This is a genomic window from Sphaerisporangium aureirubrum, from assembly GCF_042658925.1.
GTDB lineage: Bacteria > Actinomycetota > Actinomycetes > Streptosporangiales > Streptosporangiaceae > Sphaerisporangium > Sphaerisporangium aureirubrum.
This window is the reverse complement of sequence record NZ_JBHSRF010000006.1, coordinates 205,498-231,425: the sequence shown is the minus strand read 5'-3', so window position 1 is coordinate 231,425 and position 25,928 is coordinate 205,498. Positions and strand designations below refer to the sequence as shown.

The window sequence follows — 25,928 nt, the reverse complement described above, 5'->3', positions numbered from 1 at the left end:
CCCCCCGCCCCCACCGCCCGCCCGGCCCCGCCCGGCCCCTCGCGGCCCCTCGCGGCTCCTCCGTGAGGAGCTCTTCCGGCGCCGAGGCGGCGGGACGTGGTACGGCGAATCCGGCGCCGCCGTACGGCGGCCAGCCCGTGTCCGTACCTTTGCGGCCGGTCGGTTCCACATGGTGGTCGACCGGTGACGACTGCTGCCTCGATCGTGAATGAACTGAAACCCCTAGTCGCGTTGGGTGATCTGACCCACCCCTTGTCGTTCACGAGCTTGGCCAGCACAGCCCACCCACCCCGCGAGCCCTCCGCCCGCGCACAAGCGGCACCCCGCGACGGCGGGCGCGGCGACCTCCGCGATAACGAACGGGCGCGGCGATCTCCGCGATAACAGGCGCGGATCCCCCGATGACAGGCACGAAAAGCCATCCGATGACGGGCACGAAAACCTCCCCGATCACGGGGCGGGAACGCCCCCCATCACGGGGCGGGAACGTCCGCGACGGCGGGGCGGGAACGTCCCCGATCACGGGGGCGGGAACGTCCGCGACGGCGGGGCGGGAACGTCCGCGACGGCGGGGCGGGAACGTCCGCGATGGCGGGGGCGGAGGTCTCCGTGACCGTGCGTGCGGAGGTCACCATGAGGGCCGGTGCGGCTACTTTCAGTGACTATGGGGTGCGGGTCTGTGCGGGGCCGTCGCGTAAGGGCGCCGTCCGTGAGGGGGGCGGCCCATCAGGGCAGGCTCCCCGCGACGGCGCACGCCTTCGTTTCTCCGGAGCAGGTGTTCCGGGCCGGTGGGGGTAGGGCGGGAATGGTGCGGCGGATGCGGCGTCGGGGTGCGGTGGGCGGCTGGGTGGGTGGACCTGTGGGAGTGGGTCCGGACGGTGGGGGGCACGATCTAGGCTTGCTGTGTGAGTTCGGCCCCTGGCGGTACGCCCCGCCCCAACGGACCGCGGCGTCGCGACCGGCACGGTCGGGGCATGCGCGGCCCGCTCGCCCCTTCGCATGTGCCCATCGCGCGCTCCCGGGGCGAGCGCTTCGACGATTTCGTGCTGGACGCGGTCGACCGCCTGAAGCCGAAATGGGCCGAGCAACTTTCATCCGTGGAGTTCGCCGTGGAGGACGTCCCCCCGGTGGAGGATCTTCTGGACGGCCCCGGCCGCCTCTCCTCGGACCCCATCCCCTTCGGCCGTGTCCAACCCCCCACCGCCGACTCCCCCCCGATCGTCGTCGTCTACCGCCGCCCTCTGGAAGCAAGGGCCCGCGACCGCGACACCCTGGGCACCCTGGTCCACGACGTAGTCGTAGAACAGGTAGCCAACCTCCTGGGCCTCTCCCCCGAAACCGTCGACCCCGGCTACGACGACCGCCACTGACCCGAGACCACGCACCCCCGAGCCTGCGCGGGGCTCATCGTGCTCCACCACGCCGCGTTCGGGTCCATGCCCCGCCGTCCCGCCCCGCGTTGAGGGGCCGGCCACCGTACGACGGCGCCGAATTCGCCATACGACAACTCACCGTCGCGGCGCCGACTTCAGACCACCCCCAAGGCAGCGCTCACGTGACGTCGCCCCCGCTTACGTCCCGCCAAGTGGTGCACTGCGGAGGCACCGCCGAGATCATGGCTGTCGCCGGACGGCCGTCCGCGTGGGAACCAGCTGGACGGGAGACGCGCGGTCCGGACTCCCTGTCGAGGGTCAGGGGAGGACGGCGGCGGGAGATTCGAGGGTGGGGTGGACTATGGCCCAGATTCGGGTGGGGGTCAGGGGCTGGGTGGTCAGGAGGAGGCCGGTGGGGGTTTGTTCGTCCTGGATTTGGCCGCCGTATATGGGGGCGGAGCCGGGGAGGGGGGTGAGGATGAGGCTGTAGTCGCCGGATTTGCCGGTGGGAGGGGAGAGTTTGATCTCCTTGGTGCGGGCGGCGGGGACTTCGATGTCGACGGGGGGTGGGGGGGTGCCCTTGGTGGGGAAGGTTTGGAGGCGGAATTTTCCGGGGCCCTCGGGGGCGGAGAGGATCAGGCGGGTGGAGATGTTCTTGGCGGTGCGGTTGTCGGCCAGGACGCTGCCCAGGTCTATGGGGGCGGCGCCGGCGGTGAAGGCGATGTCCTGGGCGGTGCCGGTGCCGGTGATCATCAGGCCGGCGACTATGGGGGTCTGGGAGGTCAGCACGATCGCCGAGGGCTGGCCGCCGACGCCGGTGGAGAGGTCCAGGGAGACGGTGGAGCCCGCGGGGACCTCCAGGGTCTCGCGGTTCTTCATGGCGTAGAAGCCGTCGGCGGTCAGGGCCTTCACCTGGACCAGGGTGTCGGCTTCGCCGGGGGACGTCACGTACAGCTCGCGGCGGCCGCCGCCGCCGGGGAGGCCGGGGACGACGACCCTGGTGGCGGGGGGTGCGGCGGGGGGGAGCCAGTCGGTGCCCTTGCCGTCGCCGAGGACGGCCCGGGCGGAGGCGGCCACGCGGCCGCTGGTGGTACGGACCTCCAGGGCCATGACCAGCGGCGACGGTGCCAGCTCGCTGACCTTCACCTCGCGGTGCTCGCCGGGGCGCAGGACCAGGGCGTTGCCGGACTCGCCGACGACCGGGCCCTCGCCCGCGTACACCATGATCTCGATCACCGCCTGGGCGGTGTCGGCGTTGGTGAGGTACAGCGTGATGTCGGCGGTGGCCGGGCCGGGGCCGACGAACCACGCGCTGGCGCCGGGTTCGGCGCAGCGGACGGAGGCCAGGCCGCGGGAGGCCCCTCGGGTCTTCTTGGTCGTCTGGACGGCTTCCAGGCCTGAGGCCATCGCCCCGGTCCCGGCGACCTCCACGGGCGCGGACCCGGCGGGCAGGTCGCGCTTCCACAGCAGGCCGGGCCGGTCGAGCTCGGCCAGGGGCGACGCCTTGGCCTTCACCTCGGTGACGGTCGCCCGCCCGGCGCCCTTGCCTCCCGGCGGGGTGACCGTGCTGATCCGCCCGCCCCCGGGGTCGGGGCACACGGTGGACACCGACTCCACCGCCACCCTGGCCGGGGCCGCGACCTTGGGCGCCACCGGCGCGGGCCGGGTCACGTGCGCGACGCCGTACAGCGCCACCAGCGACGTCAGCACCAACGCCAGGAACCCAAACCGGTTCTCGATCAGCCCCCGGACGATCCCACCCACCCCGACCCGCGGGCCACGCGGGGGCCCCGCGGAGGCGCCGGCGTCATCCTGGCCCCCCGCTCCGTTCGTCCCGGGACCACCAGAACCACCAGAACCACCGGCACCGCCAGAACCACCGGGCCCACCAGGACCGCCGCGACCGCCGCGACCGCCGCGACCGCGACCGCCGGGACCACCAGCAGCACCGGGACCACCGGGACCACCGGGACCGCCAGAAGCACCGGGACCGCCGGCCCGCACGGGACCGCCGTCGTTCTGGGGCTGCCCGTCATTCCGGATATGTCCGTCGTTCCGCGCTTGCCAGATGTCACCGGATCCGCCCGCACGCCCGGGAGCGCCGTCACCCCACACGTCGCCGGATCCGCCCGCACGCACAGGGGCGCCGTCACCCCACACGTCGCTGGACCCGCCCGCACGCCCGGGAGCGCCGTCACCCCACACGTCGCTGGACCCGCCCGCACGCCCGAGAGCGCCGTCACCCCACACGTCCCCGGACCCGCCCGCACGCACAGGAGCGCCATCACCCCACACGTCACCGGACCCGCTGGCACGCACCGGACCACCGGTGCCCCACACATCGTCGGACGGGGCGGCCGGTACAGGTCCGCCGTCGCCCCGAGGCCGCCAGAGGTCGCCGGGCTGGTCCCCCCGGGCCGGGCCGGTCTCCTCCGGCTCCGGTGCGCCACGGCGCCGGCGGCGGCCCTTGTCGCCGGGGGGGCGGGCGCCGGGCTCGGGGGGCGGGGAGTCCTCGCGTCTGCGGCGGCCCTTGCGTTCTGCCATCAACGGACCAGCACCCCCGGGGCCTCTCGTTCCATCGGCTCGTCGGCGTACTCAGGAACGGCCTCGGCGCCCCGCGCCCCCGGGGAGGCGAGGACGAGGACCAGGGCGACCAGGGCCAGCTGGATCCACAGCCAGGTGTCGTGCCGGAACGTGTCGTGCTCGACGGTGACCCGGCCACCGGCGGCGGGGGCGTCGAAGCCCTGGGCCCAGCCGTCCACGGTGGTGCCGGGGACCGAGGCACCCGCGGCCGTGTGCGCGAGCCAGCCGCCGGCGGGTTCGGCGAGCACCAGGGTGCGCTTGCCGGCCCCGGGCGGCACGGTGACCGCGAGGGCGCCGCCGGGCGGATGTTCCACCCGCAGCGGGGTGCGGAGGCCGTCCTGGCCGAGCAGGTACGCCCGGCCGAGGGGGGCGGCCATGCGCCACAGGCCGCCGCTCGCCGAGAGGTTCACCCGGGCCAGGGCCGGGTCGGAGTCCAGGGCCTGGCGGACGGCGGTGTCGACGGGCGCGGGGACGGCGATGAAGCGCACGCCGAACGTGGCGAGGGTCAGGGCGTCGTCGCCGCCCCGCCCGGAGATGACGCCCGCGATCACGTCGCCGAGCCGGGTGCGCAGCGCCGCGGGCACCGGCAGGTCGGTCTCGCCGAGCAGCGGGGAGCGCCCGCGCAGCACGGTGAAGGCCAGCTCGCCGCCCGGCACCTGGCGCAGCACCACGGTGCTCTCGCCGCCGGTGGAGTTCGCGGCGGCGTAGTCGGTCACGACGTCCGGCACGCCGCGCCGCAGCGGCCCGGAGACGCCGTCCCGCACCCAGAGCGCGGCCACGGCCACCGGCCCGGCGCACGCCACCAGCACCACCAGCACGGCCACCACCCGCCGCAGCCCGCGGGCGCGGAACAGCTCGATCACGCGGTACCCGGTCAGCGCGGCGGCCACGATGAGCCCGGTGGCGGCGAACGCCAGCGGCACCCCGGGCCAGCCGGGCGCGCCGGCCACCGGCACCCGGGAGACCACGATGGCGACCAGCACGCCGAACACCGTGACGCCCCACCCGACCACGACCACCATCTGGTGGCGGCGGAACAGCAGCGCCGCCAGCGCGGTGGCGATCAGCCCGGCGGTCACCCAGATGGGCGGCACCCCGGGCCCTCCGGGGCTGAGCATCAGCAGGGACTCGGCGGGCAGCCGGGGGTCGACCAGCGCGGGCCGGTGCAGCCCGGCTTCGAGCAGGATGCGCCCGGGGTCGGTGACGGTCTGCGCCAGCCAGGGCGCGAGCAGCACGACGGGCACCGCCATGGCGATGCCGAGCGAGAGCCCCACCCCGCGCCGCACCCCGCCGAACGACACCGCGGCGAGGCCGCCGAGCACGGCGACCAGGACGTACACCAGGGGCGCGAAGGCCGTGCCCACCGCGAGCAGCAGCCCGAGCGCCCAGGCGGCCCGCCGGGCACCGCGGCGCTCGCCGTTGATGACCCTGGAGGCGAGCGCGGCGTACGCGGGCAGCAGCACGAACACCACGGCCGTGCCGAGCCGCCCGGCGGCCACGACACCGGTCGCGACCGGCAGCAGGGCGTAGGAGGCGGCGAGCCAGACCCGCGCGGGCGGATAGGAGATCATCGAGCGGGTGGCGACATAAGCGGAGATCCCCGCGAGCGGCACGCAGCCGAGCAGCAGCACCGACACGGCGAGCCAGGTCTTGCCGAAAAAGAGCGTGGACAGCGCGGCGAGCACGGCGACGTACGGCGGCGCCCAGGCGTCGGAGCCGAGGCCCGCCGCGTGGTAGCCGGAGGTGTAGAGCTGCCACAGGTCGGAGGCGCCGCCCACCACGGGCACCAGCGCGCCCCCGCCGAGCAGCCCGCCGAGCACCAGCGAGCGTTCCGCGGCCAGCGTGACCGCGAGCAGCGCGAGGCACAGCAGCACGCCGGGGTTGCCGAACACCCGCTGCATCAGCCCGGCGTCGGTGAGCAGTTCGTCGCCCTCTTCCGCGGACGGCTCGGAGATCACCGCGTGGTGCCGCCCGGACGAGTCGATCGGGCCCGAGCCGGAGAGATACCCCTGGAGCATGTCGGCCAGCCGCCGGTACGCCATGCCCTGCGGGGTGAACAGCTTCTTGACCTCGGGATATCCCTGTTTCCTGCCCTGACGCCGGGCCTTGCGCGCCCGCATGAGCCGCCGGGGCCTGCCGAGCACGGACACGAGCGCGACGATCTCGTCCAGCGCGTTGGCGGGCTGTTTGGCGAGGAGCAGGAGCAGGCTGCGCACCAGGGAGGAGACGATGTTGCGCGCCACCGACCACAGCAGGGACCGGAACGGGAGGTTCGCCATGATCACGAACATGGCGTTGCGCCGGTCGAGCCTGCGGGGGTGGTCGGTGCTGGCGGTCAGCCGCCGCCTGCGCCGGGACGCCGCCTCGGCGTGCCACACCACGGCGTCGGTGACGTTGAGCACGCGGTGACCGGCGGCGGTGGCCCGCCAGCACAGGTCGAGGTCGTCGCGGAACAGGGGCAGCTCGGGGTCCAGGCCGCCGAGCGCCTCCCAGACGTCGCGCCGCACCAGCATGCCCGCGGTGGACACCGCGAGCACCTGGCGGACGCCGTCGTGCTGCCCCTGGTCGTACTCCCTGGGTTCCAGGCCGGTGTCGCGGCGGCCGGACCGGTCGACGGTGACACCGGCCTCCAGCAGCAGGCGCCGGTCCAGCCAGTCGCGGATCTTGGGCCCGAGCACGGCGGCCTTCTCGTCCGCCGCGGCGACGGCGAGCAGGGCGGCCAGCGCGTCCGGGTGGGGCGCGCAGTCGTCGTGCAGCAGCCAGATCCACTCGCTCTCGCCGGCGTGGGGCAGCCGCTCCAGGACGGCGGCCACCGCCTCGCCGAAGCCGGTGGAGCGGGGAAGGCTCAGCACGCCGTTGGCGCCGAAGGCCTCGGTCAGCAGCCGGCCGCCGCCGTCACGGCTGCCGTTGTCGACCCCCACGAGCCGGTCGAGGGGCCGTGTCTGCCGCAGGACGCCGTCGAGTGTCTCTCTCAGCCAGCGGGCGCCGTCGTGGGCGACGACGATCGCGGTGACGGACATGCGGGACGGGTGCACGGAGATGATGTCCTCGGGTCGTGTGGCTTGCGCCGATCACGATACGACACCCCCGGCGTGCCTGGTCCGGCACTCTGCCAATCCGGTCCGCCCGACGATGGACGGAACACCGGCTCGTCCCCCCGGACGAGCGGTCACGACCCCCCGGACGTGCCCGCTCTCAGCCGGCCTCGCGCTTGATGCGCCGACGCTCCCTTTCCGACAATCCCCCCCAGATGCCGAACCGTTCGTCGTGCTGCAACGCGTACTCCAGGCACTCGGCCCGGACTTCGCAGGAACGGCACACCTTCTTCGCCTCTCGCGTCGACCCGCCCTTCTCTGGAAAAAACGCCTCCGGGTCGGTCTGCGCGCACAGTGCGCGCTCTTGCCACCCCAGCTCTTCCGCGCCGAGCATCTGTGCCATGACCAGGTCGGTCACTGCACACCTCCTGCTGATCGCCCACCCGCCCCGCAACGGAGCCCCCCTTTTGAACACCTTCCTCAATACCCACGATGTGAAAGGCGTAACAACACAGCTGTAATTACACGCGTGTGCCGCATGTGGCGTCAAGCGGCAGGACGGTATCCGGGGAAAGAGCAGCTCACCCCGGTATGCGGGCCCCTCGGCGGAATGGGGCCACCACAGCGTCGGCGGCACAGGCCGCCTGGGGGATCCGGCTGCCTCCAAGATCCCCCGATCCTCAATGCCCTCAGCGGTCGGAACCGTACCAGGGGGCCCCTTGATCTGCTCCAGATTGTGCTTGATCTCTACCGGGGCTTTCCTCGGGCGTTGCCTGAGGGGTCCGATCCGGCGCGTATATGGCGGTCGGGTCGATCGCGTCGCCCCGGCGCGGCTGGGGCGCGGAGGGGGGCAGGGCGGACGGCAGGGGGGCGTTCAGCGGGTCGTCCTGGAACGCCTTCTGCTCGAACCGCACGGTCCGCTCGGCGGGTGCCTCCTCCCAGCCGGGGATCGGCTGGGGGTACGGCTGGGGCTCCGCGGGGGCCGGGTAGGACGGCTCCGGGGTCCCGTAGACCGAGTCGGCGCGGGACTGGTAGGTGCCGGTGTCGATGGGTGCCTGCGGGTGGCCGAAGGGGTTGCCGTAGCCGGAGGCGTAGTCAGGCGTGCGCACCGGCTGCGTCCCGGTGGTCTCGCCGCCGTGCCCGCCGCTCCCCTGCTCGGCGCGGCCCCCCTGGGCCTGGTAGTTCTGCGCCTGCTGGTACGCCTGCGCGATCTGCTGAGCGCGCGCGTCCGAGCCGTCGGCGTACAGCGGGGAGGCCTCGGACGGCCGCCCGTGCTCCCCGGTGGGGTAGCCGCCGCCGAACTGCTCACCGCCCTGGGGGTAGCCCCCCGCGTACCCCGGCTGGTCCAGCGGGCTCGCCTGCGGACCGGTCTGCCCGTACGAGGAGTCCAGCGGGCTCACCTGCGGGCCGCTCTGGCCGTACTGGGGCTGATCCACCGGGGCCGCCTGCTGGCCGTACGACGAGTCCAGCGGGCTCACCTGGGACCCGCTCTGGCCGTAGGTGGAGTCCAGCGGGGTCACCTGCGGGCCGCTCTGGCCGTAGCCGGGCTGCTGCTGGTCCAGGGGGCTCACCTGCGAGCCCGTCTGCCCGTATCCGGGCTGGTCCAGGGGGCTCAACTGCGGAGCGGTCTGGCCGTACGAGGAGTCGAGCGGGCTGACCTGCGGGCCGCTCTGGCCGTACGAGGAGTCCAGCGGGGTCACCTGGGGGCCGCTCTGGCCGTACGAGGAGTCCAGCGGGGTCACCTGGGGGCCGCTCTGGCCGTACGAGGAGTCCAGCGGGCTGAGCTGCGGGCCGCTCTGGCCGTACGCGAGCTGGTCGGAGAAGGGTGCCTGTGGGCCGGTCTGGCCGTACGCCGGGGGCTGGTCGGCCTGGCCGGAGTGCGGGAGGGCCTGGCGGGCGCCGGTGGTGAAGGCGTCGGGCGGGGTGCCGAAGGCGCCGCCGCCCGAGGAGGGGTAGGCGGTGCCCGCCTGCTGCTGCGCGTACGACCCGGGTATCTGGGGGTCGGTGGACTCGCCCTGGGGGCCGCCGGCCGGGTAGAGCGCGGGCGGGAACTCCAGGGGCTGGGAGTGCTGGGGCGAGTAGCTGTCCGACTGCGGCGGCTGCTGGTCGGCCGCCACGTACGGGTGCGGCTCGGCGGGCGACGGGAACTGCGGGCCGCCGAACTGCTGCGGGCCACCGGGCGTGGGGTGCTCGGCGTACCCCGGCGGCGTGCCGAACGCCTGCGGGCCGGACATCTGCGGGCCGGGCATCTGGGGGTTGGGCAGCTGGGGGTTGGACACCTGCTGGCCGGGCATTTGCTGGCCCACCATCTGAGGGCCGGGCACCTGAGGACCGGCCGCCTGAGCACCGGCCATCTGCGGACCGCCCATCTGCTGCCCCTGTGGGCCGCCCATCTGCGGGCTCCCCATCTGGCCGCCGGGAGGCGGGCCGTGCGGCGCGCCCATGCCGGGTGTGAAGCCGGCGGTGGCGGGTGTGCGGGGCGGGCGGGGGGCGGCGGGCGGCAGGACCGACAGCGCGTACAGCAGCGCGAGCACGGACAGCAGCAGGCCGGGCACTCCGGTGAGCACCCACGAGAAGGCGTTCACCCAGATGGAGCCGCCCCCGATCAGGGTCCCGAAAAGGGTGACCACGCCGATGAGCGCGGAGGCCCCGAGGACCCCGATCACCCCGAGGTGGATCAGCCGCGCGCGGGGAGCGGGCGGCCCGAACCGGGTGGCCAGGAAGAACGCGCCGAGCGCGAGCGCCGTGTGCACCGGCGAGGTGAGCGATGTGAACGTGTAGACGGACCAGTCGCCGAAGGTGACCGAGGTGAACAGCAGCCGCACCACCGCGATGAGCACCTCGGCGCACACCAGCGCGAGCATGATCCATGCCGCGGGCTCGCGGAGCCGTCCGGGCTCTACTTTGACCACAACTACCTACCCCCCATGGGTCATACGCCACCCGAAGTTTCGCACATATCCCCACTTAAGAGCGTGCAGACCCACAAACCACACCCTCCCCACGCCCCGCATCGGCACGCCCCGCAATGCCGTGACCTGGGCGTTTCATCGGACCACCCCACCGGGCGGCCCACCGGGCGACACACCAGTGGAACACTTGACAACATGCGCATCGTGTCCCTCGCCGGCGGCATCGGCGGCGCCCGTTTCCTGCGCGGGCTCCGCGCCGCGGCCCCCGACGCCGAGATCACCGTCATCGGCAACACCGGTGACGACATCACCCTCTTCGGCCTGCGGGTCTGTCCCGACCTCGACACCGTGATGTACACCCTCGGCGGCGGCATCGACGAGCAGCAGGGCTGGGGGCGGGCCGGCGAGCACCACGTCGTCAAGGAGGAGCTCGCGGCGTACGGCGTGGAACCCCAGTGGTTCGGCCTCGGCGACCGCGACTTCGCCACCCACATCGTGCGCACCCAGATGCTGGGCGCGGGCTACCCCCTGTCCGCGGTCACCGAGGCGCTGTGCGACCGCTGGCGGCCGGGCGTGCGGCTGATCCCGATGACCGACGACCGCGCCGAGACCCATGTGATCGTCGAGGACGAGCAGGGGCGCCGGGCGATCCACTTCCAGGAGTGGTGGGTGCGGCTGCGCGCCTCCGTCCCGGCGAAGGGCTTCGCCCTGGTCGGCGCCGAGGACGCCAAACCGGCCCCGGGCGTGCTCGAGGCGATCAGGGACGCGGACGCCGTCATCCTGCCGCCGTCCAATCCCGTGGTGAGCATCGGGACGATCCTCCAGATCCCCGGCATTCGCGAGGCGGTGGAGGCGAAGCCGGTGGTGGGCGTGTCCCCCATCATCGGCGGCGCCCCGGTGCGCGGCATGGCCGACGCCTGCCTCACCGCGATCGGCGTGGAGACCAGCGCCCAGGCGGTGCTGGAGCTGTACGGCTCCCGGCTGGTGGACGGCTGGCTGGTGGCCGAGCAGGACGCGGACGTCGCCCTGGAAGGCGTGCGGGTGGAGGCCCGTCCCCTGCTGATGAGCGATCCCGAGGCCACCGCCGCCATCGCGCGGGCGGCGCTGGAGCTGGTCAAGTGATCACCATCCACCCGGTGCCCGGCCTGCCCGAGGTGCGGCCGGGCGACGACCTCGCCGCGCTGATCGCCGCCGCCGTGCCGGACCTCGCGGACGGGGACATCCTGGTCGTCACCTCCAAGATCGCCAGCAAGGCCGAGGGCCGGGTGCGCCGGGCCGCCGGACGCGCGGAGGCCATCGCCGGCGAGACCGAGCGGGTCGTGGCCCGGCGCGGCGAGACCGTCATCGCGCAGACCCGCCACGGGTTCGTGATGGCCGCCGCCGGGGTGGACGCCTCCAACACCGAGCCGGGCACGGTGCTGCTGCTGCCCGAGGACCCCGACGCCTCCGCGCGGCGCGTCCGGGCTGGGCTGGGGGCGAACGTCGGGGTGATCCTTTCGGACACCTTCGGGCGGCCCTGGCGCAACGGGCTGACCGACATGGCCATCGGCGCCGCAGGGGTGCGCCCGCTGGACGACTTCCGCGGCAGGTCCGACGGGTACGGCAACCCGCTGTCGGCCACCGTCACCGCACTGGTGGACGAGATCGCGGCGGCGGCCGAGCTGGTGAAGGGCAAGCTGGCCGGGGTGCCGGTCGCGGTGGTGCGCGGGCTGTCCCACCTGGTGACGGCCGAGGACGGCCCCGGGGTGCGCCCGCTGATCCGCCCGGCCGCCGAGGACATGTTCCGGTACGGCGCCGCCGACGTGCTGTTCGCCCGGCGCACCGTCAGAGAGTTCTCCGCCGATCCCGTGGACCCCGCGGCGGTCAGGCGGGCGGTCGGGGCCGCCGTCAGCGCGCCCGCGCCGCACCACACCACGCCGTGGCGGTTCGTGCTGCTGGAGACGCCGTCGGCCCGCGAGAAGCTGCTGGACGCGATGCTGGAGGCGTGGATCGCCGACCTGCGGGCGACCGGCTTCACCGAGGAGTCCGTCGCCAAGCGGGTGCGGCGCGGCGACGTGCTGCGCCGGGCGCCGTACCTCGTGGTGCCGTGCCTGGTGATGGACGGCTCGCACACCTACCCCGACGCGCGCCGCAACGCCGCCGAGCGGGAGATGTTCGTGGTGGCGGCGGGGGCGGGCGTGCAGAACCTGCTGGTCCACCTGGCCGTGGAGGGGCTCGGCTCGGCGTGGGTGTCCTCCACCATGTTCTGCCGCGACGTGGTGCGCGAGGTGCTCGACCTCCCCGGCTCCTGGGACCCCATGGGCGCGGTCGCGGTCGGCCACCCGGCCGCCCCGCCGCGCGACCGCCCGCCGAGGGACGCGGCGGACTTCATCGTCACCCGCTGACCGGCTCCTCGCGGTCGGGGCCGGCCCCGACCGGCTTCCGCGGGCGGTTCCGGGGTGCCGCCGGCGGCCGGCCCGAGGGCTCGGGGGCGGGTGCCGTCAGCTCGTCCTGGCGCAGGTGGGGTGGCACAGGCGGCGGGCCAGGGCGCTGAGCACGACGTCGATGATCTCGCCGGGGCTGGTGGCGACGTGCAGCGAGCCGTTGGTGACCGAGGTGATCTCGGCCAGCGCGTCCCGGTCGACCCCGGAGCCGAACGCGATCACGATGATCTGCACCGGGCGGTCGGGGTCCCACTCCTCGCGCAGCTCGCGCACCAGAGCGGCCCGGGACAGCCCGGCGCCGTCGTCCCGCCCGGCGGTGATGGCCAGCACCGAGTTGTTCCGCGCGGGGTCGTACTTCGAGGTCACCTCGCGGAAGCCCGCCAGGATGCTGTCGTACAGCGAGCTGCGGCGCCCCTGGTACGCCTTGAGCGTGCGGGTCAGCTCGGTCAGGCGGCTGCGCCGGGTGAACTGGTCGGACGGACGGTCGGGCTGGCCGATCGGCCCGAGGCCGACCAGCTCGCGGTGGCCCGCGCCGCCGCCCAGACCGTCGGCGAACTCCCACAGGCCCATGCTGGTCGTGTCGGGGAACAGCTGGAGGCCGGTGCGGGCCGCCTCCAGCGCCACCGACTGGCGGGTGGCGCCCTTGCGCCCGGCGATCGGCTCGGCCATGTGCCGGGAGGCGTCCGTCATCACCAGCACGCCGGTCGGCGGGGCCAGGCGGCTCCACGCCTCCAGGGCCGCGTCGACCAGCGGCGGGGTGATGGAGGGACGGGGGCTCGGCGGGGTGGCCGGGATCTCGGTGCCCGCGCCGAGCGGCGGTTCCTTGCCGCCGGGGGTGCGGAAGCCGCCCCTGCGCACGGCGGAGCGCGCCTCGAGCGACGTCAGCCAGTCGCCGAACAGCCGCGCCCCGGCCGCCACGTCGGGCTCCTCGGCGGTGACGACGTAGGGGTAGTCGAGCAGGATCGTGCCCTCTTTGGGGTAGAGGGCGACGACCGGGTCCGCGGACGGGACGCGGTTGCGCAGCCACACCGACTGCTCGGGCACCACGACCACCGGGCGCCGCCAGTACGAGCGGTCCTCCGCGGCGGCGACCATGGTGCGGTAGTCCGGCGCCGAGCCCGCCTGCGCCATGCGGACGAACGCGGTGAGCTGCTTGTCGCCGGCGGGGCCCGTGCCCGCGAGGTCCCTGGCCGCGGCGACGGTGGCGATCCCGGCGCCCGCGACCGAGGGGTCGGGGATGCGCACCACGTCCGGCTCGTCCTTGCCGGGCTGGAGCCGCCCGCGCGCGGTGGCCGGGAAGACCATCTCCCAGCTCATCTCGGTCTTCCCGCCCGCGAACGTGTCAGCCAGGGAGCGGGTGGTGGCGAACACCAGCGGCGAGGTGGCGACCACCGTGTCGCCGGGGGCGAGGCCGGTGGCGCCGGAGGCGCGGGCCAGCCGGATCCAGGCCGTGGAGTCGGCGATCCACGCGGCGGGGCGCCCGGCGGGCACCCCCGCCGGGTCGCCGATCAGGGTGCGCAGCACGGGCGCGGGCGGCTGCTCGGCGACCTGCACGAGCACGCAGCGGCCGTCCACCGCGGCCCTGGTGGTGTTGAACCGCTCGGCGGCCTCCATGGCGACCGGCGCGAAGTCCACCGCGGCGTCCACGCCGACCAGGACGGGGTTGCGGGCCGAGCAGGGGCCGCCGCTGCCTTGGAAGACCACGACGAGCACGCCCGCCAGCACCACCAGCGCGAGGGCCGCCGCGATGACGCCGCCACGCCCGCCGCGCCTGCCACGCCGCCGCGGGACCTCGGCAAGCGGGTCCGCGCGGTGCCGACCTGGACGACCAGACGCCACGGTTCGCCTCTCGAAGTGTCACGTTCCGGCGGATGAGCCCGACGATCGTCCAATGCCCCCCGTGCGGTGCGCAACCCTTGCTCACCGTCAAATATGAAACTTGTTATAACCGCCCCGGAATCGCGGTGTTCGTGCCTATCGCGCCGCCAGCGGCAGGGTGCGGCGGATGCTGCGGCAGACGCCGTCGCTGGCCCGTGCGGCGGCCACGCGCTCCTCGGACGGCACGCCGTACCCGGTGGTGCGCTGGCGCAGCGGGCGGCCGGTGGGCTCCACCATGGCGGCGATCTCGCTGATCGTCTTGTAGGAGCCGTTCTCCGAGCCCGCCATCCGGCTGATCGTCTCCTCCATCAGGGTGCCGCCGAGGTCGTTCACCCCGCCGGTCAGCACGTCGCGGCACAGGTCGTCGCGGAGCTTCACCCACGAGCACTGGATGTTGGAGATGGCGCCGTGCAGCATCACGCGGGCCAGGGCGTGCACGGCGCGGTTCTCCGGCGCCGTGGGCCCGGGGCGGGCGATCCCGGCGAGGTAGATGGGCGCGCTGTGGTGGACGAACGGCAGCAGGACGAACTCGGAGAAACCGCCGGTGTCCTCCTGGATGGAGCGGATCAGCCGGATGTGCGCCACCCAGTGGGCGGGGGTGTCCACGTGGCCGTACATCATCGTGGAGGTGGTCGGGATGCCGAGGCGGTGCGCGGTGGTGATCACCTCGATCCAGTCCCGGGTGGGGAGCTTGCCCTTGGTCAGCACCCAGCGCACGTCGTCGTCCAGGATCTCGGCGGCCGTGCCGGGCAGCGAGTCCACCCCGGCCTCCCTGGCGGCCTCCAGCCAGTCGCGCACCGACATGTCGGTGCGGGTGGCGCCGTTCATGACCTCCATCGGGGAGAAGGCGTGCACGTGCATGCCGGGGACGCGGGCCTTGACCGCCCTGGCGATGTCGAAGTACGCGGTGCCGGGCAGGTCGGGGTGGATGCCGCCCTGCATGCAGACCTCGGTGGCGCCCGCCTCCCACGCCTCGGCGGCGCGGTCGGCGACCTGGTCGAGCGACAGGGTGTAGGCGTCGGCGTCGGTGCGGCGCTGGGCGAACGCGCAGAAGCGGCAGCCGGTGTAGCAGACGTTGGTGAAGTTGATGTTGCGGTTCACCACGTACGTCACGTCGTCGCCGGCCGCCTCCCGGCGCAGGCCGTCGGCGACGCGGCACAGCTCCGCGAGGTCCGCGCCCTCGGCGCCGAGCAGGGTGACGGCCTGGTCGTCGGTGAGCGCGGCGGGGGCGGACTCGGCGCGGCGCAGGGCCTCGCGCATGTCGCCGGAGATCCGTGACCCCGTGGCGGCCGGGAGGCGGTCGCGCAGGGCCTCCCAGTCGCCGTACACGTTGTCGAAGTCGTCGCGGCGGTCCGCCGAGCGCCCGCTCCCGTCGACCTCCACGTGCAGGTCGGTGCGGCCGGACGCGGTGAAGCCGCCGTCCGGCTCCTGCCAGGGCCTGCCCACCGGCAGCACGTCGCGGGCCAGGCCGGTCTCCGGGTCGGCGAGGGCGTCCACGTGGCCGCGCAGGCGCGGGTCCAGCCACGGCTCGCCGGCCAGGACGTACTCGGGGTAGATCGTCAGGCGTTCCCTGAGCGTGAAGCCGGCCGCCGCGGTGCGGGACGCCAGCTCGTCGATGTGCGGCCAGGGGCGCTCGGGGTTGACGTGGTCGGGCGTCAGCGGGGACACCCCGCCCCAGTCGTCGATGCCCGCCTGGATCATCAGGGCGTACTCGTCGCCGATGAGGTTCGGCGGGGCCTGGACGCGCATGCGGGAGCCGAGCACGAGCCGGGTCACCGCGATGGTGGCGGCCAGTTCGTGCAGGTCCGCGTCCGGCATGCCGCGCATGGCGGTGTCCGGCTTGGCGCGGAAGTTCTGCACGATGACCTCCTGCACGCCGCCGTACTCGCGGGCGGCCCGCCGGATCGCGAAGATCGACTCGGCGCGGTCGGTCACGGTCTCGCCGATCCCGATGAGGATGCCCGTGGTGAACGGCACGTTGGAGCGCCCGGCGTCCTCCAGCACCCGCAGCCGGACGGCGGGGTCCTTGTCCGGCGAGCCGTGGTGCGCGCCGCCCTTCTCCTCGAACAGGCGCCGCGAGGTGGTCTCCAGCATCATGCCCATGGACGGCGCGACCGGCTTGAGGCGCTGCAGGTCCCCCCAGGTCATCACGCCCGGGTTGAGGTGCGGGAGCAGGCCCGTCTCCTCCAGCACCCGCACGGCCATGGCCCGCACGTAGGACAGGGTGTCGTCGTACCCGTGGGCGTCCAGCCACTCCCTGGCCTGGTGCCACCGGTCCTCGGGACGGTCCCCGAGGGTGAACAGGGCCTCCTTGCAGCCCATCTCGGCGCCCCGGCGGGCGATGTCCAGCACCTCGTCGGGGCTGAGGAACGCCGCGGGAAGCTTCCCCGGCGCGGTGGCGAAGGTGCAGTAGCCGCACCGGTCCCTGCACAGCCGGGTCAGCGGGATGAACACCTTCCGGCTGTACGTGATCATCCCTTCCCGGCCCGCCGAGGCCAGCCCCGCGTCCCGCACCCGCCCCGCGTGGCCGAGCAGCCTCGTAAGGTCCCCGCCCCGCGCGTGCAGCAGAACGGTGGCCTCCGCCACGTCCAGCGCCTTACCGTCCCTGGCCCGAGCCAGTGCCCGCCGCATCGCGGCGTCTGTGGGGATCACGTCCATGCATCGCACAGTACGAAACCGGGAGGGACACCGGGTGCGGCGGGTCCCGGATCAGGGGTGCGGAGTGTTTAGGGCCGCTTAATGGTAAGGGCCAGCAAATCTCGATGGACGTAAAACTATGCACGAGAACATAATTAAGAGGTCGCCCCAGGCGGCGCCCTCGGACCCCCGGGGGACACCGGATCCGGACCCCCGGACCGGGCACCACCGGCCCCGGAACCACGGGACCCGCATCCCCCACTAGGAGCACGCCATGTCCTGGCTCGTCCTCGCCTTCATCCTCGCCGCCGCCGTCCTCGCCCCGCTGTTCGGCGCCGACACGCGCGACGGTCGTGACTGGAAACCCGCCGCCACGCCCGCGCACGACGACGACCCGTACGCCTCGGCCCGCCCGCGCGGCCGGTTAGTCCGCTTCCGCGAACGGCGCGCGGCCGTTCACATCCCGGTCCTCGGCACCCGCCGCGTCCGCACGGGCGCCTGACCCGCGGCACCTCCGTCCCACGCCCCCGCCACCCGCGGCGGGGGCGGGCCGCGAAAAGCGCCGGCGGTGATCGAGACCGGGGACGCCGGGCGGGTCAGAACGAGCGATAGTCGCGGGCCGGCATCCGTGGGCCCCGCGCCGGGGGACGGGTGCCGCCCAGCTCCAGGAGCCGGACGATGCGATGGCGGTGGCCCCGGTAGGGGGCCAGGAGCTCGAGCATCCCGGCGTCGTCGGTGCGGTCACCGGTCAGGGACCAGCCGACCAGCGACGGAATATGGTAATCACCCACCGAGACGGCGTCGGGATCGCCGTGGGCGCGCTGGCGGGTCTCGGCGGAGGTCCACACGCCGATGCCGGGCAGGGATCGCATCAGGCGGTCGGCCTCGGCGGATCCGGCGGCCTCGAACTTCTCCGCGTGCCGGGCGGCGTTGATGATCGTCTTGGCCCGCACGCCCTCCACGCCCGCCCGGTGCCAGTCCCAGGACGGGATCGCCCGCCAGACCTCGGGGGCCGGGCAGATCCGCATCCCCGCGGGCCCCGGACCGGGGGCGGGATCGCCGTACCTGCTCAGGAGCCAGCGCCACGCCCGGCGCGCCTCCCGGCCCACCACCTTCTGCTCCAGCACGGCGGGCACCAGCGCCTCGAAGACCCGCGACGTGCGCCCCACCCGCAGATCGCCGTACCGCCCGGCCAGCTCACGGATCAGGGCGTGGCCGCCGCCGCCGAGCCGGTCCATCAGGGCGCGGAAGTCGGCCAGCGGGTCGGCGGCGCCGAGCAGCTGCGGCAGCGTCTCCAGCAGCCACTCCGCCCCGGGCCCGAAGGCCCGGCCGAGCACCAGCCCCTCACGCGGGTGGGCCGAGACGCGGATCGTGCCGGGCCCGGCGGGTGTGCGGGACGTCCGCCAGATCGCGCCGTCCGCAGCCTGCTGCCAGGTGGGGTCGCCGGACCCCCGCCGGTGCGGCAGGAGCGTCCTCGCCACATCCAGCGGGCCCTCCGGCCGCCACCCGCGTTCACGCACGGGGCCAGACTAACGCCGCCCCGGGAGCACCTCCCGGGCGCCGGGTCAGATCTCGCTGGAGAAGCGGACCGAGCACGCGGGCAGCTGGACGCCCGGCCAGACGCGCATCCCCGACAGCAGCTCGTTGTCCGCGCCGACCACGGCGCCGTCGCCGACGACCACGTTGCGCAGCACGGCGCCGGAGCAGACGCGGGCCCCGGCGCCCACCACCGACTCGTGGACGGTGGCGCCGGACTCCACGACGCTGTCCTCGGAGAGGACGCTGCCGTGGACCGAGGCGTCCGACATCACACGGGCCCGGGCGCCGACCACGGTGCCGCCGGAGAGCTTGGCGTTGGGCGAGACCTCGGCGCCGGGGAGGACGAGGTGCTCGCCGGTGGGGCCGGGCAGGGCCGGGGACGGCAGGTGGCCGAGGACCAGGTCGCAGGAGCCCTGGACGAACGCGGCGGGGGTGCCGACGTCCAGCCAGTAGGTGCGGTCGGCGTAACCGAGCACGGTCTCGCCCGCGGCGATCATGCCGGGGAAGGTCTCCCGCTCGACCGACACGACCTGGCCCTTCGGGATGCGGTCGATGGCGGAGCGCTGGAACACGTAGCACCCGGCGTTGACGCGGTTGGTCACGGGGTTCGGGGTCTTCTCCAGGAACGCGGTGACCCGGCCGTCGGTGTCGGTCGGGACGCAGCCGAACCGCGACGGGTCGTCCACCTCGGTGAGGTGCAGCGTGACCGAGGCGCGACGCTCGACGTGCGTGCGGACCTGGGCGCCGATGTCGTGCCCGGACAGGATGTCGCCGTTCAGCACCAGGACCGGCGCGTCCGGGCCGCAGGTCAGGGCCTCGGCGGCGTTGCGGATCGCCCCGCCGGTGCCGAGGGGGCTGCGTTCGGTCATGTAGTGGAGGGACAGGCCGAACTCCGAGCCGTCGCCGAACGCCTCGGTGAACATCTCGGCGCGGTAGGACGTGGCGAACACGATGCGGCGCACGCCGAACGACCTGGCCCGGGCGAGCTGGTGGGCGAGGAAGGGGACGCCCGCGGTGCGCAGCAGCGGCTTGGGGGTGCGTAGCGTGAGCGGGCGCAGGCGGGTGCCCTGCCCGCCGACTAGGAGGATGGCCTCAAGGTGCGCCGACTGCGGTGGGCGGGTCTCCGTCACACCGTGAGGCTAGCTCACCGGTCGATCGTTCGCAGATAACGACGAGCTCACCGATTGATCGTCAGCCGGTAACGGCGCTCACTGCTCGACCGCGCGCTGGTACGACTGCAGGTGGGCCTCGGCCGAGGCGTCCCAGGTGAACTCCCGGGAGCGGGCCAGACCGGCGGCGCCCAGGGTCCCCCGGCGGGCGGGCGACTCCAGCAGGGCGCGCAGGGCCACCCTGATGCTCTCGGCGTCCGGCTCGGTGTAGGCGACCGCCTCCCCGCCCACCTCGGGCAGCGAGGTGCGGTGGGTGGTCAGCACCGGGGCGCCGCAGGCCATGGCCTCCAGCACCGGCAGGCCGAAGCCCTCGCCGCGGGAGGGGAAGGCCACGACGACCGCGCCGCCGAGGAAGCCGGACAGGTCGGCGAAGGAGAGATAGCCGGGGCGGACGACCCGCACGGTGACGGGCAGCTCCTCGATCGCGGCGTCGACCTCGTCCTCCCACACCGCCGCGCTGGCCAGCACCAGCGCGGGCGGGGACGGGAGGTCCGCCACGGCCTGGCCGAAGCCCCGCACGAGGTTCGGCACGTTCTTGCGCGGCTCGAAGGCGCCGAGGAACGCCACGTACGGCTTCCCGTGCAGCCCGAGCCGGTCGGCGGCCTTCCGCAGCTCGGCGGGGGACGGCGGGTGGAACAGCCCGGGGTCGACCCCGTGGTAGGCCACGTCGATGCGGGTGGGGTCGGCGCCGAGGAGCCGCTCCAGCTCGTCCCTGGTGGCCTTGGACGGCACCACGACCCGGGCGGCGTTGCGCACGGCCGTGCGGGTCGCCGCGCGGAAGAACGCCGCCCGCTCGGTGTCATGCCGGCCCTCGGTGAACCACGTCACGTCGTGCACCGTGGCGACCGTGGGCAGCCCGGCGTGCGGCGGGATGGAGTAGTACGGCGCGTGGATGACCTTGGCCCCCACCTGCCGGGCGAGCACCGGCACACCGGTCTGCCCCCACACCAGGCGGGCCCCCCGGCTCGCGATGGCCGACGGCCCCGGCAGCACCTCGGCGGCGGGCGCCAGCCGTCCGTACCGCTCGGCGTCGGACCGCTGGCAGACGATGGCGAGGTCGGCCCCCGCCCGCCCGAGGGCGGCCACGAGCCCGTCGACGTACCGGATCAACCCCCCGCGGTCCGCCGGGACCGCGGCGGCGTCAACGAGCACCCTCAAGAGCGATCGCTCCCTTCCGGTCTTCCCAACGTTCCGGCGGAGACCTAAGGCAGGCGAAAGCCCACACGCCCAGGCCAGGCACCCCTCCCTGGGCCCCGCACTCGTCCCGATCCCCACCCCTGTTCACTCTATTGCGAGGTCCCCCGGATCCGTGAGAGAAATCACACCTCATTTCCCCCGAACCCCACCCCACCAACAGGCGAACAGCACCCTCTTCTGGCCGGTCAGACCCCTCAAGGAGGCTTCAGTCGCCGGGGACGGGGACCCGGGCGGACTCGGCGCGGCGGGCGGCGAGACCGGCCGCGGCGGCGCAGATCAGGTCGCCCAGGGAGACGACCAGGCGGGAGCACAGGGCCGCGGCGATGGCCGGGCCGGCGTCCAGGACGGGGGCGAGGGCGGCGACCATGGCGACCTCGCGCACCCCGGCGCCCGCCGGAGCGATCACCACCACGAAGCCGAGGCACCAGGCCAGCGCGAACGCCCCGAAGGACAACCCGAACGCGCGGGGGCCGGTCGCGCCCAGCCCGGCGACGATCAGGGCGAGGTGCACGCCGTACGCGGCCCACCCCGCGAAGGCCCACGCCGCCGACGCCAGCACCCCGCGCCGGGTCAGCGGGCGCTCCAGCGGGGGGCGCCGGAGCAGCCGCAGGCCGAGGCCGAGCAGGCCGTTGACGACACGGGGATGCAGGCCCGCGACCAGCAGCGGCAGCAGCAGGAGCAGCCAGCCGAACCGGGCCACCGACCCCCCGGCCAGGCCGGGGAGCGTCACGACGGCCACCGTGATCCCGGTGGCGAGATAGAGCGGGTAGGTGAGGAAGAACGCGGCGGCGCTGCGCGGCCGGGGCACCCCGAGGTCCTTGCCGAGCTCCATCTGCGCCAGGACCGGCCACAGCGACCCGGGGATGTACTTGCCGAGCTGCCCGACGAAGAAGACCTTGGCCGCGTCCGGCAGCGCCAGCGGCGACCCCAGGTCGGCCAGCAGGGCCCGCCACATCATCATCCCGGCCATCAGGGCGGCCAGCACGGCCACCACCGACCCGGCCAGCAGCCCCCACGACAGCCGCGCGAACCCCTCGGCCACGGCGTCCCACCGGCTCGCCACGGCCCACACCCCGAAGCCGAGCGCGACCGCGAGGAAGCCGAACCGCACCGTCTTCCTGCGGGTCAGCGCCATCGCTCCGTTCAGGACGCTCACGGTGTGCGTACGGACCGGGGCGGCTGCGGCAGAGCGGCGCCGAGGGGGCGGCGGGGGGTCTTGGTGGCCACCCACAGGTAGGTGGGGACGACCGGCAGCAGGCCGCGCAGGGCCGGGCGGGGCGTGCGGGCCAGGGCGGCCTGGGCGGCGCGCCCGGCGGCGCCGGGGAACAGCTCTCCCCCGGCGAAACGATCGGGACTGACGAGGACGGGCAGGGAGTAGTCCCAGATGTGGAAGTCGCGGAGCATGCGCCGTAGGCCGCCCCGGGTGCGGAACCGCTCGTGGTAGTGGTCGGCGCGGCCGGAGAGGCGGACGTACCGGTCGGCCAGCGCGGGGGGCAGGTAGGACAGGAACGGCAGCTTGTAGTGGGGCTCCATGACGCCGAGGCGGTTGCCGAGACCGAGGTAGAGCACGCCGTCGTCGGCCAGCACCCGGTGCATCTCCTTGACCACGGCGTCGGGGTCCACGACGTGCTCGTAGATGTGGTTGAACACCAGCGCGTCCATCGACCCGTCGGGGAACGGCAGGGCCGTCCCGTCGGCGCACAGGAACGTCACGCGCTCCCCGAACCGCTCGGACGCCTTGCGCAGGCCCGGGACGTCGATGTCCACCCCGATCGCGTGCCGCGCCCCGGCCGAGGCCAGCTCGTCGGCGATGAACCCGGCCGAGCACCCGATGTCCGCGACGGTCATCCCGTCGAGCACCGGCCCGTCCCCCGGGGCCCGCCCGAGGAAGTGCCCGAGCACCGCGATGATCTTCGCGGCCTTCCGCCGCCGCTTGGCCTCGTCGAGCATCGCCCCCTGGAACTCCGAGTAGGCGAGCTGCACCGCACGTTCCTTACCCACGCCGCACAACACTAGTGCGCCGCCCGCGCCCCTTCCCCCGAGTCGCCCGTTCCCGCGTCTTACCGGTACGCGCGGGAGAGCGCCGGGGGACGGGCCGGAGCCTTACGCTGGGCGGGTGCTGAGGCGGTTGCGATCGAGCCGGCTGCTCCGGGTGGGGCTGGCCGTGGTCGCGCTGGGCTTCCTCGGGTACGGGCTGGCGGCCAACTGGAGCGCCACGGCGGCGGCGCTCGGCAGGCTGTCGTGGGGGACGGTCGCCGGGGCCGTAGCGGCGGTGCTCGCGGGGGTCGGGTGCATGCTGGTCGCCTGGCGGGCGGTGCTGGCCGGGCTCGGGTCACCGCTGCCGCTGCGGGTCGCGGCCAAGGTCATGTGCCTCGGGCAGCTCGGGAAGTACGTGCCGGGGTCGGTGTGGGCGTTCGCCGCGATGATGGAGCTGGCCCGCGACCACGGGTCGCCCCCGCGCAGGACGTTCGGGGCCACCGTGATCGCGCTGGTGACCTCGCTCGGGTGCGCGCTGGGGCTGGCGGCGGCCACCTTGCCGTTCACGTCGCGGGAGGTCGCCGGGCGGGCGTGGTACCTCCTGGCGCTGGTGCCGCTGATCGTCGTCTGCCTGCACCCCCGGGTGCTCACCTTCGGGCTCAACCTGCTGCTGCGCATCGCGCGCAGGGAGCCGCTGGAGCGGGTGCTGCCGGGACGCGCCATGCTGACGGCCGGCGCGTGGACGCTGGCCGGGTGGCTGCTGTACGGCGTGCACGTCTGGCTGCTGCTGCGCGAGATGCGGCCCGGCGGGGCGGCGCTGTTCGCGGTCGCGGCCGGGGCGTACGCCCTCGCCTGGGCCACCGGGCTGCTCACCGTGATCGTCCCGGCGGGCATCGGGGTGCGCGAGGGGGCGATGGTCCTGGTGCTCGCGCCGGTGCTCGACGCGCCGCGCGCCCTGGTGATCGCGGTGGTGTCCCGCCTGGCGTTCACCCTGGCCGACCTGGTCTGGGCGGGCCTGGGGTTCGCCCTGGCCCGGGGGCACGCCCCGGTGGACGGCGAGGCCGCCTACGCCGCCCCGCAAGCCTGAGGCGCCGTCCTCGGCGGGCCGACATCACGCCTCCGCGGCGAGCAGCTGTGCGGCGTACCCCGCCCAGTAGGGCTCGGGGTCGACGGCCTTCACGCCCCGGCGCAGGCGCTCGGGCTCGCCGTCGGCGTAGAAGCGGGTGATGGCGGCGGTGAGCGCCGGCACCGAGCCGGGGTCGGTGAGCAGGCCGTCCACGCCGTCGGTGATGTGGTCGGCGAGAGCGCCCACCCGGGTGGCGATGACGGGGAGGCCGTGCTCGTGGCCGAGCCAGGCGTTCTGGCTGGCGGTGGCGGAGCGGTACGGCAGGATCAACGCGTCGGCCTCGGCGAACAGCACGGGGACGCCGTCGGCGGGGACGTAGCCGGGGCGCAGGTCGACCCGGCCGGAAAGGCCGAGCTCGGCGATCAGGGCGCGGGTCTCGTCCAGGCCGCCCCAGAACTCGCCCGCCACGGTCAGCGACACCCCGGGGACCTCGGCCAGGGCCCGGAGCAGCAGGTCGAGGCCCTTGTAGGGGCGCACCATGCCGAAGAACAGCAGCCGGTTCCTGACGCCGTCCGCGCGGGCCGGGGCGGCGCCGTGGGCGGGCAGGTGCGGGGGCAGGGCCGCCACCCGCACGGGGGCCGGGGCCAGGGACCGGGCCAGGTCGGCCTGCTCGGGCGAGTGGGCGAGCACCCGGTCGACCCGGCGCAGCAGAGCCTTCACCAGCGGCGCGTCGTACGGCTTGCGCTCGTGCGGCAGGACGTTGTGGCACAGGGCGACCACCGGGGCCCCGCGCCGCAGACCGGACAGGATGCCGAGGTAGGCGGGCACCTGGACGGGGCTGAGCAGGGTCAGCACGACCAGGTCGAACCCGCGCAGACGGCGCCCGCAGCGCAGCCAGCCGTCCGGGCGGCGCCAGTCGAGGTCGCGGCGCACGTGCGGGAACGGGTCGCCCTCGGGGGCCGTGATGGTCTGCTGCCCGGGGTACAGGAACGCGGGGTACTGCGCCCGCCAGGACTCGATCACGACATCGTGGCCGAGGGCCGTCAGGCGGTGCGCCAGCTCGGTGGTGTGCTGCGCCCCGCCGCCCTTGTACGGGAAGGCCGGCCCGACGATCGCGATCCGCACGTCAGTCGTTCCGGGAGCGGACGATCAGGTCGGCGAGCAGGGCCAGCGAACCGATGATCAGGCCGGACAGGAAGGTCATCACCGTGCTCGCCGGGAAGTAGAACGGGTGGCGGATCATGTCCACCACGCCCTTGCCCGCCGCGATCACCACGAGCCAGATGGCCGGGGGCATCAGGACCTTCAGCGGGTTGAAGTACATCACCATCCGCAGCACCTGCAGGATGTAGCGGTAGGCGTCGGAGATGAAGCTGAACTTCGACTTCCCGGCCCGCTTGCTGTACTCGATCGGCATGTAGTGCACGTCGTGCTGGTTGGACAGGAACGCCAGCGTGATCGTGGTCACGCAGGAGAACCCGGGGGGCAGCAGCCGGAGGTACGGCAGCGACACCTGGCGCCGGAACGCCCGCAGGCCGGAGTTGAGGTCGGGGATCTCCTGGCCCGCCAGCCGCTCGGCCACCTTGCGGATGAACCACTTGGCCGGGACCCGGAGGAACTTGTGCGAGCCCTGCTCGCTGGTGCGCGCGCCCACGACCTGGTCGATCGAGGGGTCCTTCTCAAGGATCTGCACCAGCTCGGGGATGCGCTCGTTGGGGTAGGTCATGTCGGCGTCGGTCCACACGACGATCTCGCCCCGGGCGTCCTGGGTGCCGATGCGGCGCACCGTGCCGGAGCCGCCGTTGCGGTGGAACGCCACGACCCGCATGTTCGGGAAGCGGGGCGCGGCCTCGCGCAGGCGCTCAAGGGTGCCGTCGGTGGAGTGGTCGTCCACGGCGACCAGTTCGTAGGTGTAACCGCTGGTGTCCATGGCCTGGCAGACGCGCTCGACCTCGGCGATGACGTGGTCCTGCTCGTTGTAACACGGCAGAACGATCGTCACGTACGGCTTCGCATCCACGGCGGGTCCCGTCTCAGGCTTCTGGGTCACACTCACGTCGGGCGAGAATACCGGCCCTGGACGGCGACCGAGTCCACGTCACCGTTATCGGGCACCCTTCCCGAGCGTGCCCGCCCTAT

Annotated in this window: 19 protein-coding genes; 5 read left to right on the top strand and 14 right to left on the bottom strand. The window is 74.2% G+C overall.

Annotated features, from left to right (window positions below; translation table 11 throughout):
- Positions 1 to 974: 974 nt before the first annotated feature.
- Positions 975 to 1,370, top strand: a complete 396-nt coding sequence (locus tag ACFP1K_RS06870; protein ID WP_380748091.1) for a metallopeptidase family protein — start codon at positions 975 to 977, stop codon at positions 1,368 to 1,370.
- Positions 1,371 to 1,691: 321 nt separating this feature from the next.
- On the opposite strand, the gene ACFP1K_RS06865 is transcribed toward ACFP1K_RS06870, so the two are convergent.
- From ACFP1K_RS06865 to ACFP1K_RS06845, 5 genes are all read right to left on the bottom strand, one after another.
- The gene (locus ACFP1K_RS06865; RefSeq protein ID WP_380748089.1) at positions 1,692 to 3,083 is read right to left on the bottom strand and encodes a DUF5719 family protein; all 1,392 of its coding nucleotides are present in this window, start codon (positions 3,081 to 3,083) and stop codon (positions 1,692 to 1,694) included.
- A gap of 29 nt (positions 3,084 to 3,112) precedes the next feature.
- Positions 3,113 to 3,358, bottom strand: coding sequence for a hypothetical protein (locus ACFP1K_RS06860; RefSeq protein WP_380748087.1), 246 nt, complete (start codon positions 3,356 to 3,358; stop codon positions 3,113 to 3,115).
- Positions 3,359 to 3,916: 558 nt separating this feature from the next.
- Complete coding sequence (locus ACFP1K_RS06855) at positions 3,917 to 6,976, bottom strand: glycosyltransferase family 2 protein (protein WP_380748085.1); 3,060 nt, start codon at positions 6,974 to 6,976, stop codon at positions 3,917 to 3,919.
- A 175-nt stretch (positions 6,977 to 7,151) separates the two neighbouring features.
- The gene (locus ACFP1K_RS06850) at positions 7,152 to 7,394 is read right to left on the bottom strand and encodes a WhiB family transcriptional regulator (protein ID WP_184889896.1); all 243 of its coding nucleotides are present in this window, start codon (positions 7,392 to 7,394) and stop codon (positions 7,152 to 7,154) included.
- Between the two features lie 286 nt (positions 7,395 to 7,680).
- Positions 7,681 to 9,903, bottom strand: coding sequence for a hypothetical protein (locus ACFP1K_RS06845; protein WP_380748083.1), 2,223 nt, complete (start codon positions 9,901 to 9,903; stop codon positions 7,681 to 7,683).
- A 195-nt stretch (positions 9,904 to 10,098) separates the two neighbouring features.
- Here ACFP1K_RS06845 and cofD point away from each other — a divergent pair, with 195 nt between their 5' ends.
- Both cofD and ACFP1K_RS06835 read left to right on the top strand, forming a co-directional pair.
- On the top strand, positions 10,099 to 11,025 hold the full coding sequence (cofD, locus tag ACFP1K_RS06840) for a 2-phospho-L-lactate transferase (RefSeq protein ID WP_380748081.1): 927 nt from the start codon (positions 10,099 to 10,101) through the stop codon (positions 11,023 to 11,025).
- Complete coding sequence (locus tag ACFP1K_RS06835) at positions 11,022 to 12,287, top strand: coenzyme F420-0:L-glutamate ligase (RefSeq protein ID WP_380748079.1); 1,266 nt, start codon at positions 11,022 to 11,024, stop codon at positions 12,285 to 12,287. The genes cofD and ACFP1K_RS06835 overlap by 4 nt, the downstream gene beginning before the upstream one ends.
- A 96-nt stretch (positions 12,288 to 12,383) precedes the next feature.
- On the opposite strand, the gene ACFP1K_RS06830 is transcribed toward ACFP1K_RS06835, so the two are convergent.
- The gene (locus tag ACFP1K_RS06830; protein WP_380748077.1) at positions 12,384 to 14,165 is read right to left on the bottom strand and encodes a substrate-binding domain-containing protein; all 1,782 of its coding nucleotides are present in this window, start codon (positions 14,163 to 14,165) and stop codon (positions 12,384 to 12,386) included.
- A gap of 135 nt (positions 14,166 to 14,300) precedes the next feature.
- Positions 14,301 to 16,862: a bifunctional FO biosynthesis protein CofGH gene (locus tag ACFP1K_RS06825; protein WP_380748075.1), complete on the bottom strand. Its 2,562-nt coding sequence runs from the start codon at positions 16,860 to 16,862 to the stop codon at positions 14,301 to 14,303.
- A 253-nt stretch (positions 16,863 to 17,115) separates the two neighbouring features.
- Between ACFP1K_RS06825 and ACFP1K_RS06820 the strand changes: the two genes are divergently transcribed.
- Positions 17,116 to 17,343 (top strand): hypothetical protein, encoded by a 228-nt coding sequence (locus tag ACFP1K_RS06820; RefSeq protein ID WP_380748074.1) that lies wholly within the window; start codon positions 17,116 to 17,118, stop codon positions 17,341 to 17,343.
- Positions 17,344 to 17,437: 94 nt separating this feature from the next.
- Here ACFP1K_RS06820 and ACFP1K_RS06815 read toward each other — a convergent pair whose 3' ends face one another.
- The 5 genes from ACFP1K_RS06815 to ACFP1K_RS06795 all read right to left on the bottom strand — a co-directional run bounded on the left by ACFP1K_RS06815 (position 17,438) and on the right by ACFP1K_RS06795 (position 22,747).
- The gene (locus ACFP1K_RS06815; RefSeq protein ID WP_380748072.1) at positions 17,438 to 18,361 is read right to left on the bottom strand and encodes a DNA-3-methyladenine glycosylase family protein; all 924 of its coding nucleotides are present in this window, start codon (positions 18,359 to 18,361) and stop codon (positions 17,438 to 17,440) included.
- 45 nt (positions 18,362 to 18,406) lie between these two features.
- Positions 18,407 to 19,510 (bottom strand): sugar phosphate nucleotidyltransferase, encoded by a 1,104-nt coding sequence (locus ACFP1K_RS06810; RefSeq protein ID WP_380748070.1) that lies wholly within the window; start codon positions 19,508 to 19,510, stop codon positions 18,407 to 18,409.
- A gap of 78 nt (positions 19,511 to 19,588) precedes the next feature.
- Positions 19,589 to 20,701, bottom strand: coding sequence for a glycosyltransferase family 4 protein (locus tag ACFP1K_RS06805; protein WP_380748113.1), 1,113 nt, complete (start codon positions 20,699 to 20,701; stop codon positions 19,589 to 19,591).
- A gap of 250 nt (positions 20,702 to 20,951) precedes the next feature.
- Positions 20,952 to 21,902 (bottom strand): lysylphosphatidylglycerol synthase domain-containing protein, encoded by a 951-nt coding sequence (locus ACFP1K_RS06800; RefSeq protein WP_380748068.1) that lies wholly within the window; start codon positions 21,900 to 21,902, stop codon positions 20,952 to 20,954.
- Positions 21,899 to 22,747 (bottom strand): class I SAM-dependent methyltransferase, encoded by an 849-nt coding sequence (locus ACFP1K_RS06795; RefSeq protein WP_380748066.1) that lies wholly within the window; start codon positions 22,745 to 22,747, stop codon positions 21,899 to 21,901. The genes ACFP1K_RS06800 and ACFP1K_RS06795 overlap by 4 nt, the downstream gene beginning before the upstream one ends.
- Positions 22,748 to 22,862: 115 nt before the next feature.
- Between ACFP1K_RS06795 and ACFP1K_RS06790 the strand changes: the two genes are divergently transcribed.
- On the top strand, positions 22,863 to 23,810 hold the full coding sequence (locus tag ACFP1K_RS06790) for a lysylphosphatidylglycerol synthase domain-containing protein (protein WP_380748064.1): 948 nt from the start codon (positions 22,863 to 22,865) through the stop codon (positions 23,808 to 23,810).
- Positions 23,811 to 23,834: 24 nt separating this feature from the next.
- On the opposite strand, the gene ACFP1K_RS06785 is transcribed toward ACFP1K_RS06790, so the two are convergent.
- Both ACFP1K_RS06785 and ACFP1K_RS06780 read right to left on the bottom strand, forming a co-directional pair.
- The gene (locus ACFP1K_RS06785) at positions 23,835 to 24,914 is read right to left on the bottom strand and encodes a glycosyltransferase family 4 protein (protein ID WP_380748062.1); all 1,080 of its coding nucleotides are present in this window, start codon (positions 24,912 to 24,914) and stop codon (positions 23,835 to 23,837) included.
- Position 24,915: 1 nt separating this feature from the next.
- Positions 24,916 to 25,845, bottom strand: a complete 930-nt coding sequence (locus ACFP1K_RS06780) for a glycosyltransferase family 2 protein (RefSeq protein ID WP_380748060.1) — start codon at positions 25,843 to 25,845, stop codon at positions 24,916 to 24,918.
- Positions 25,846 to 25,928 lie beyond the last annotated feature (83 nt).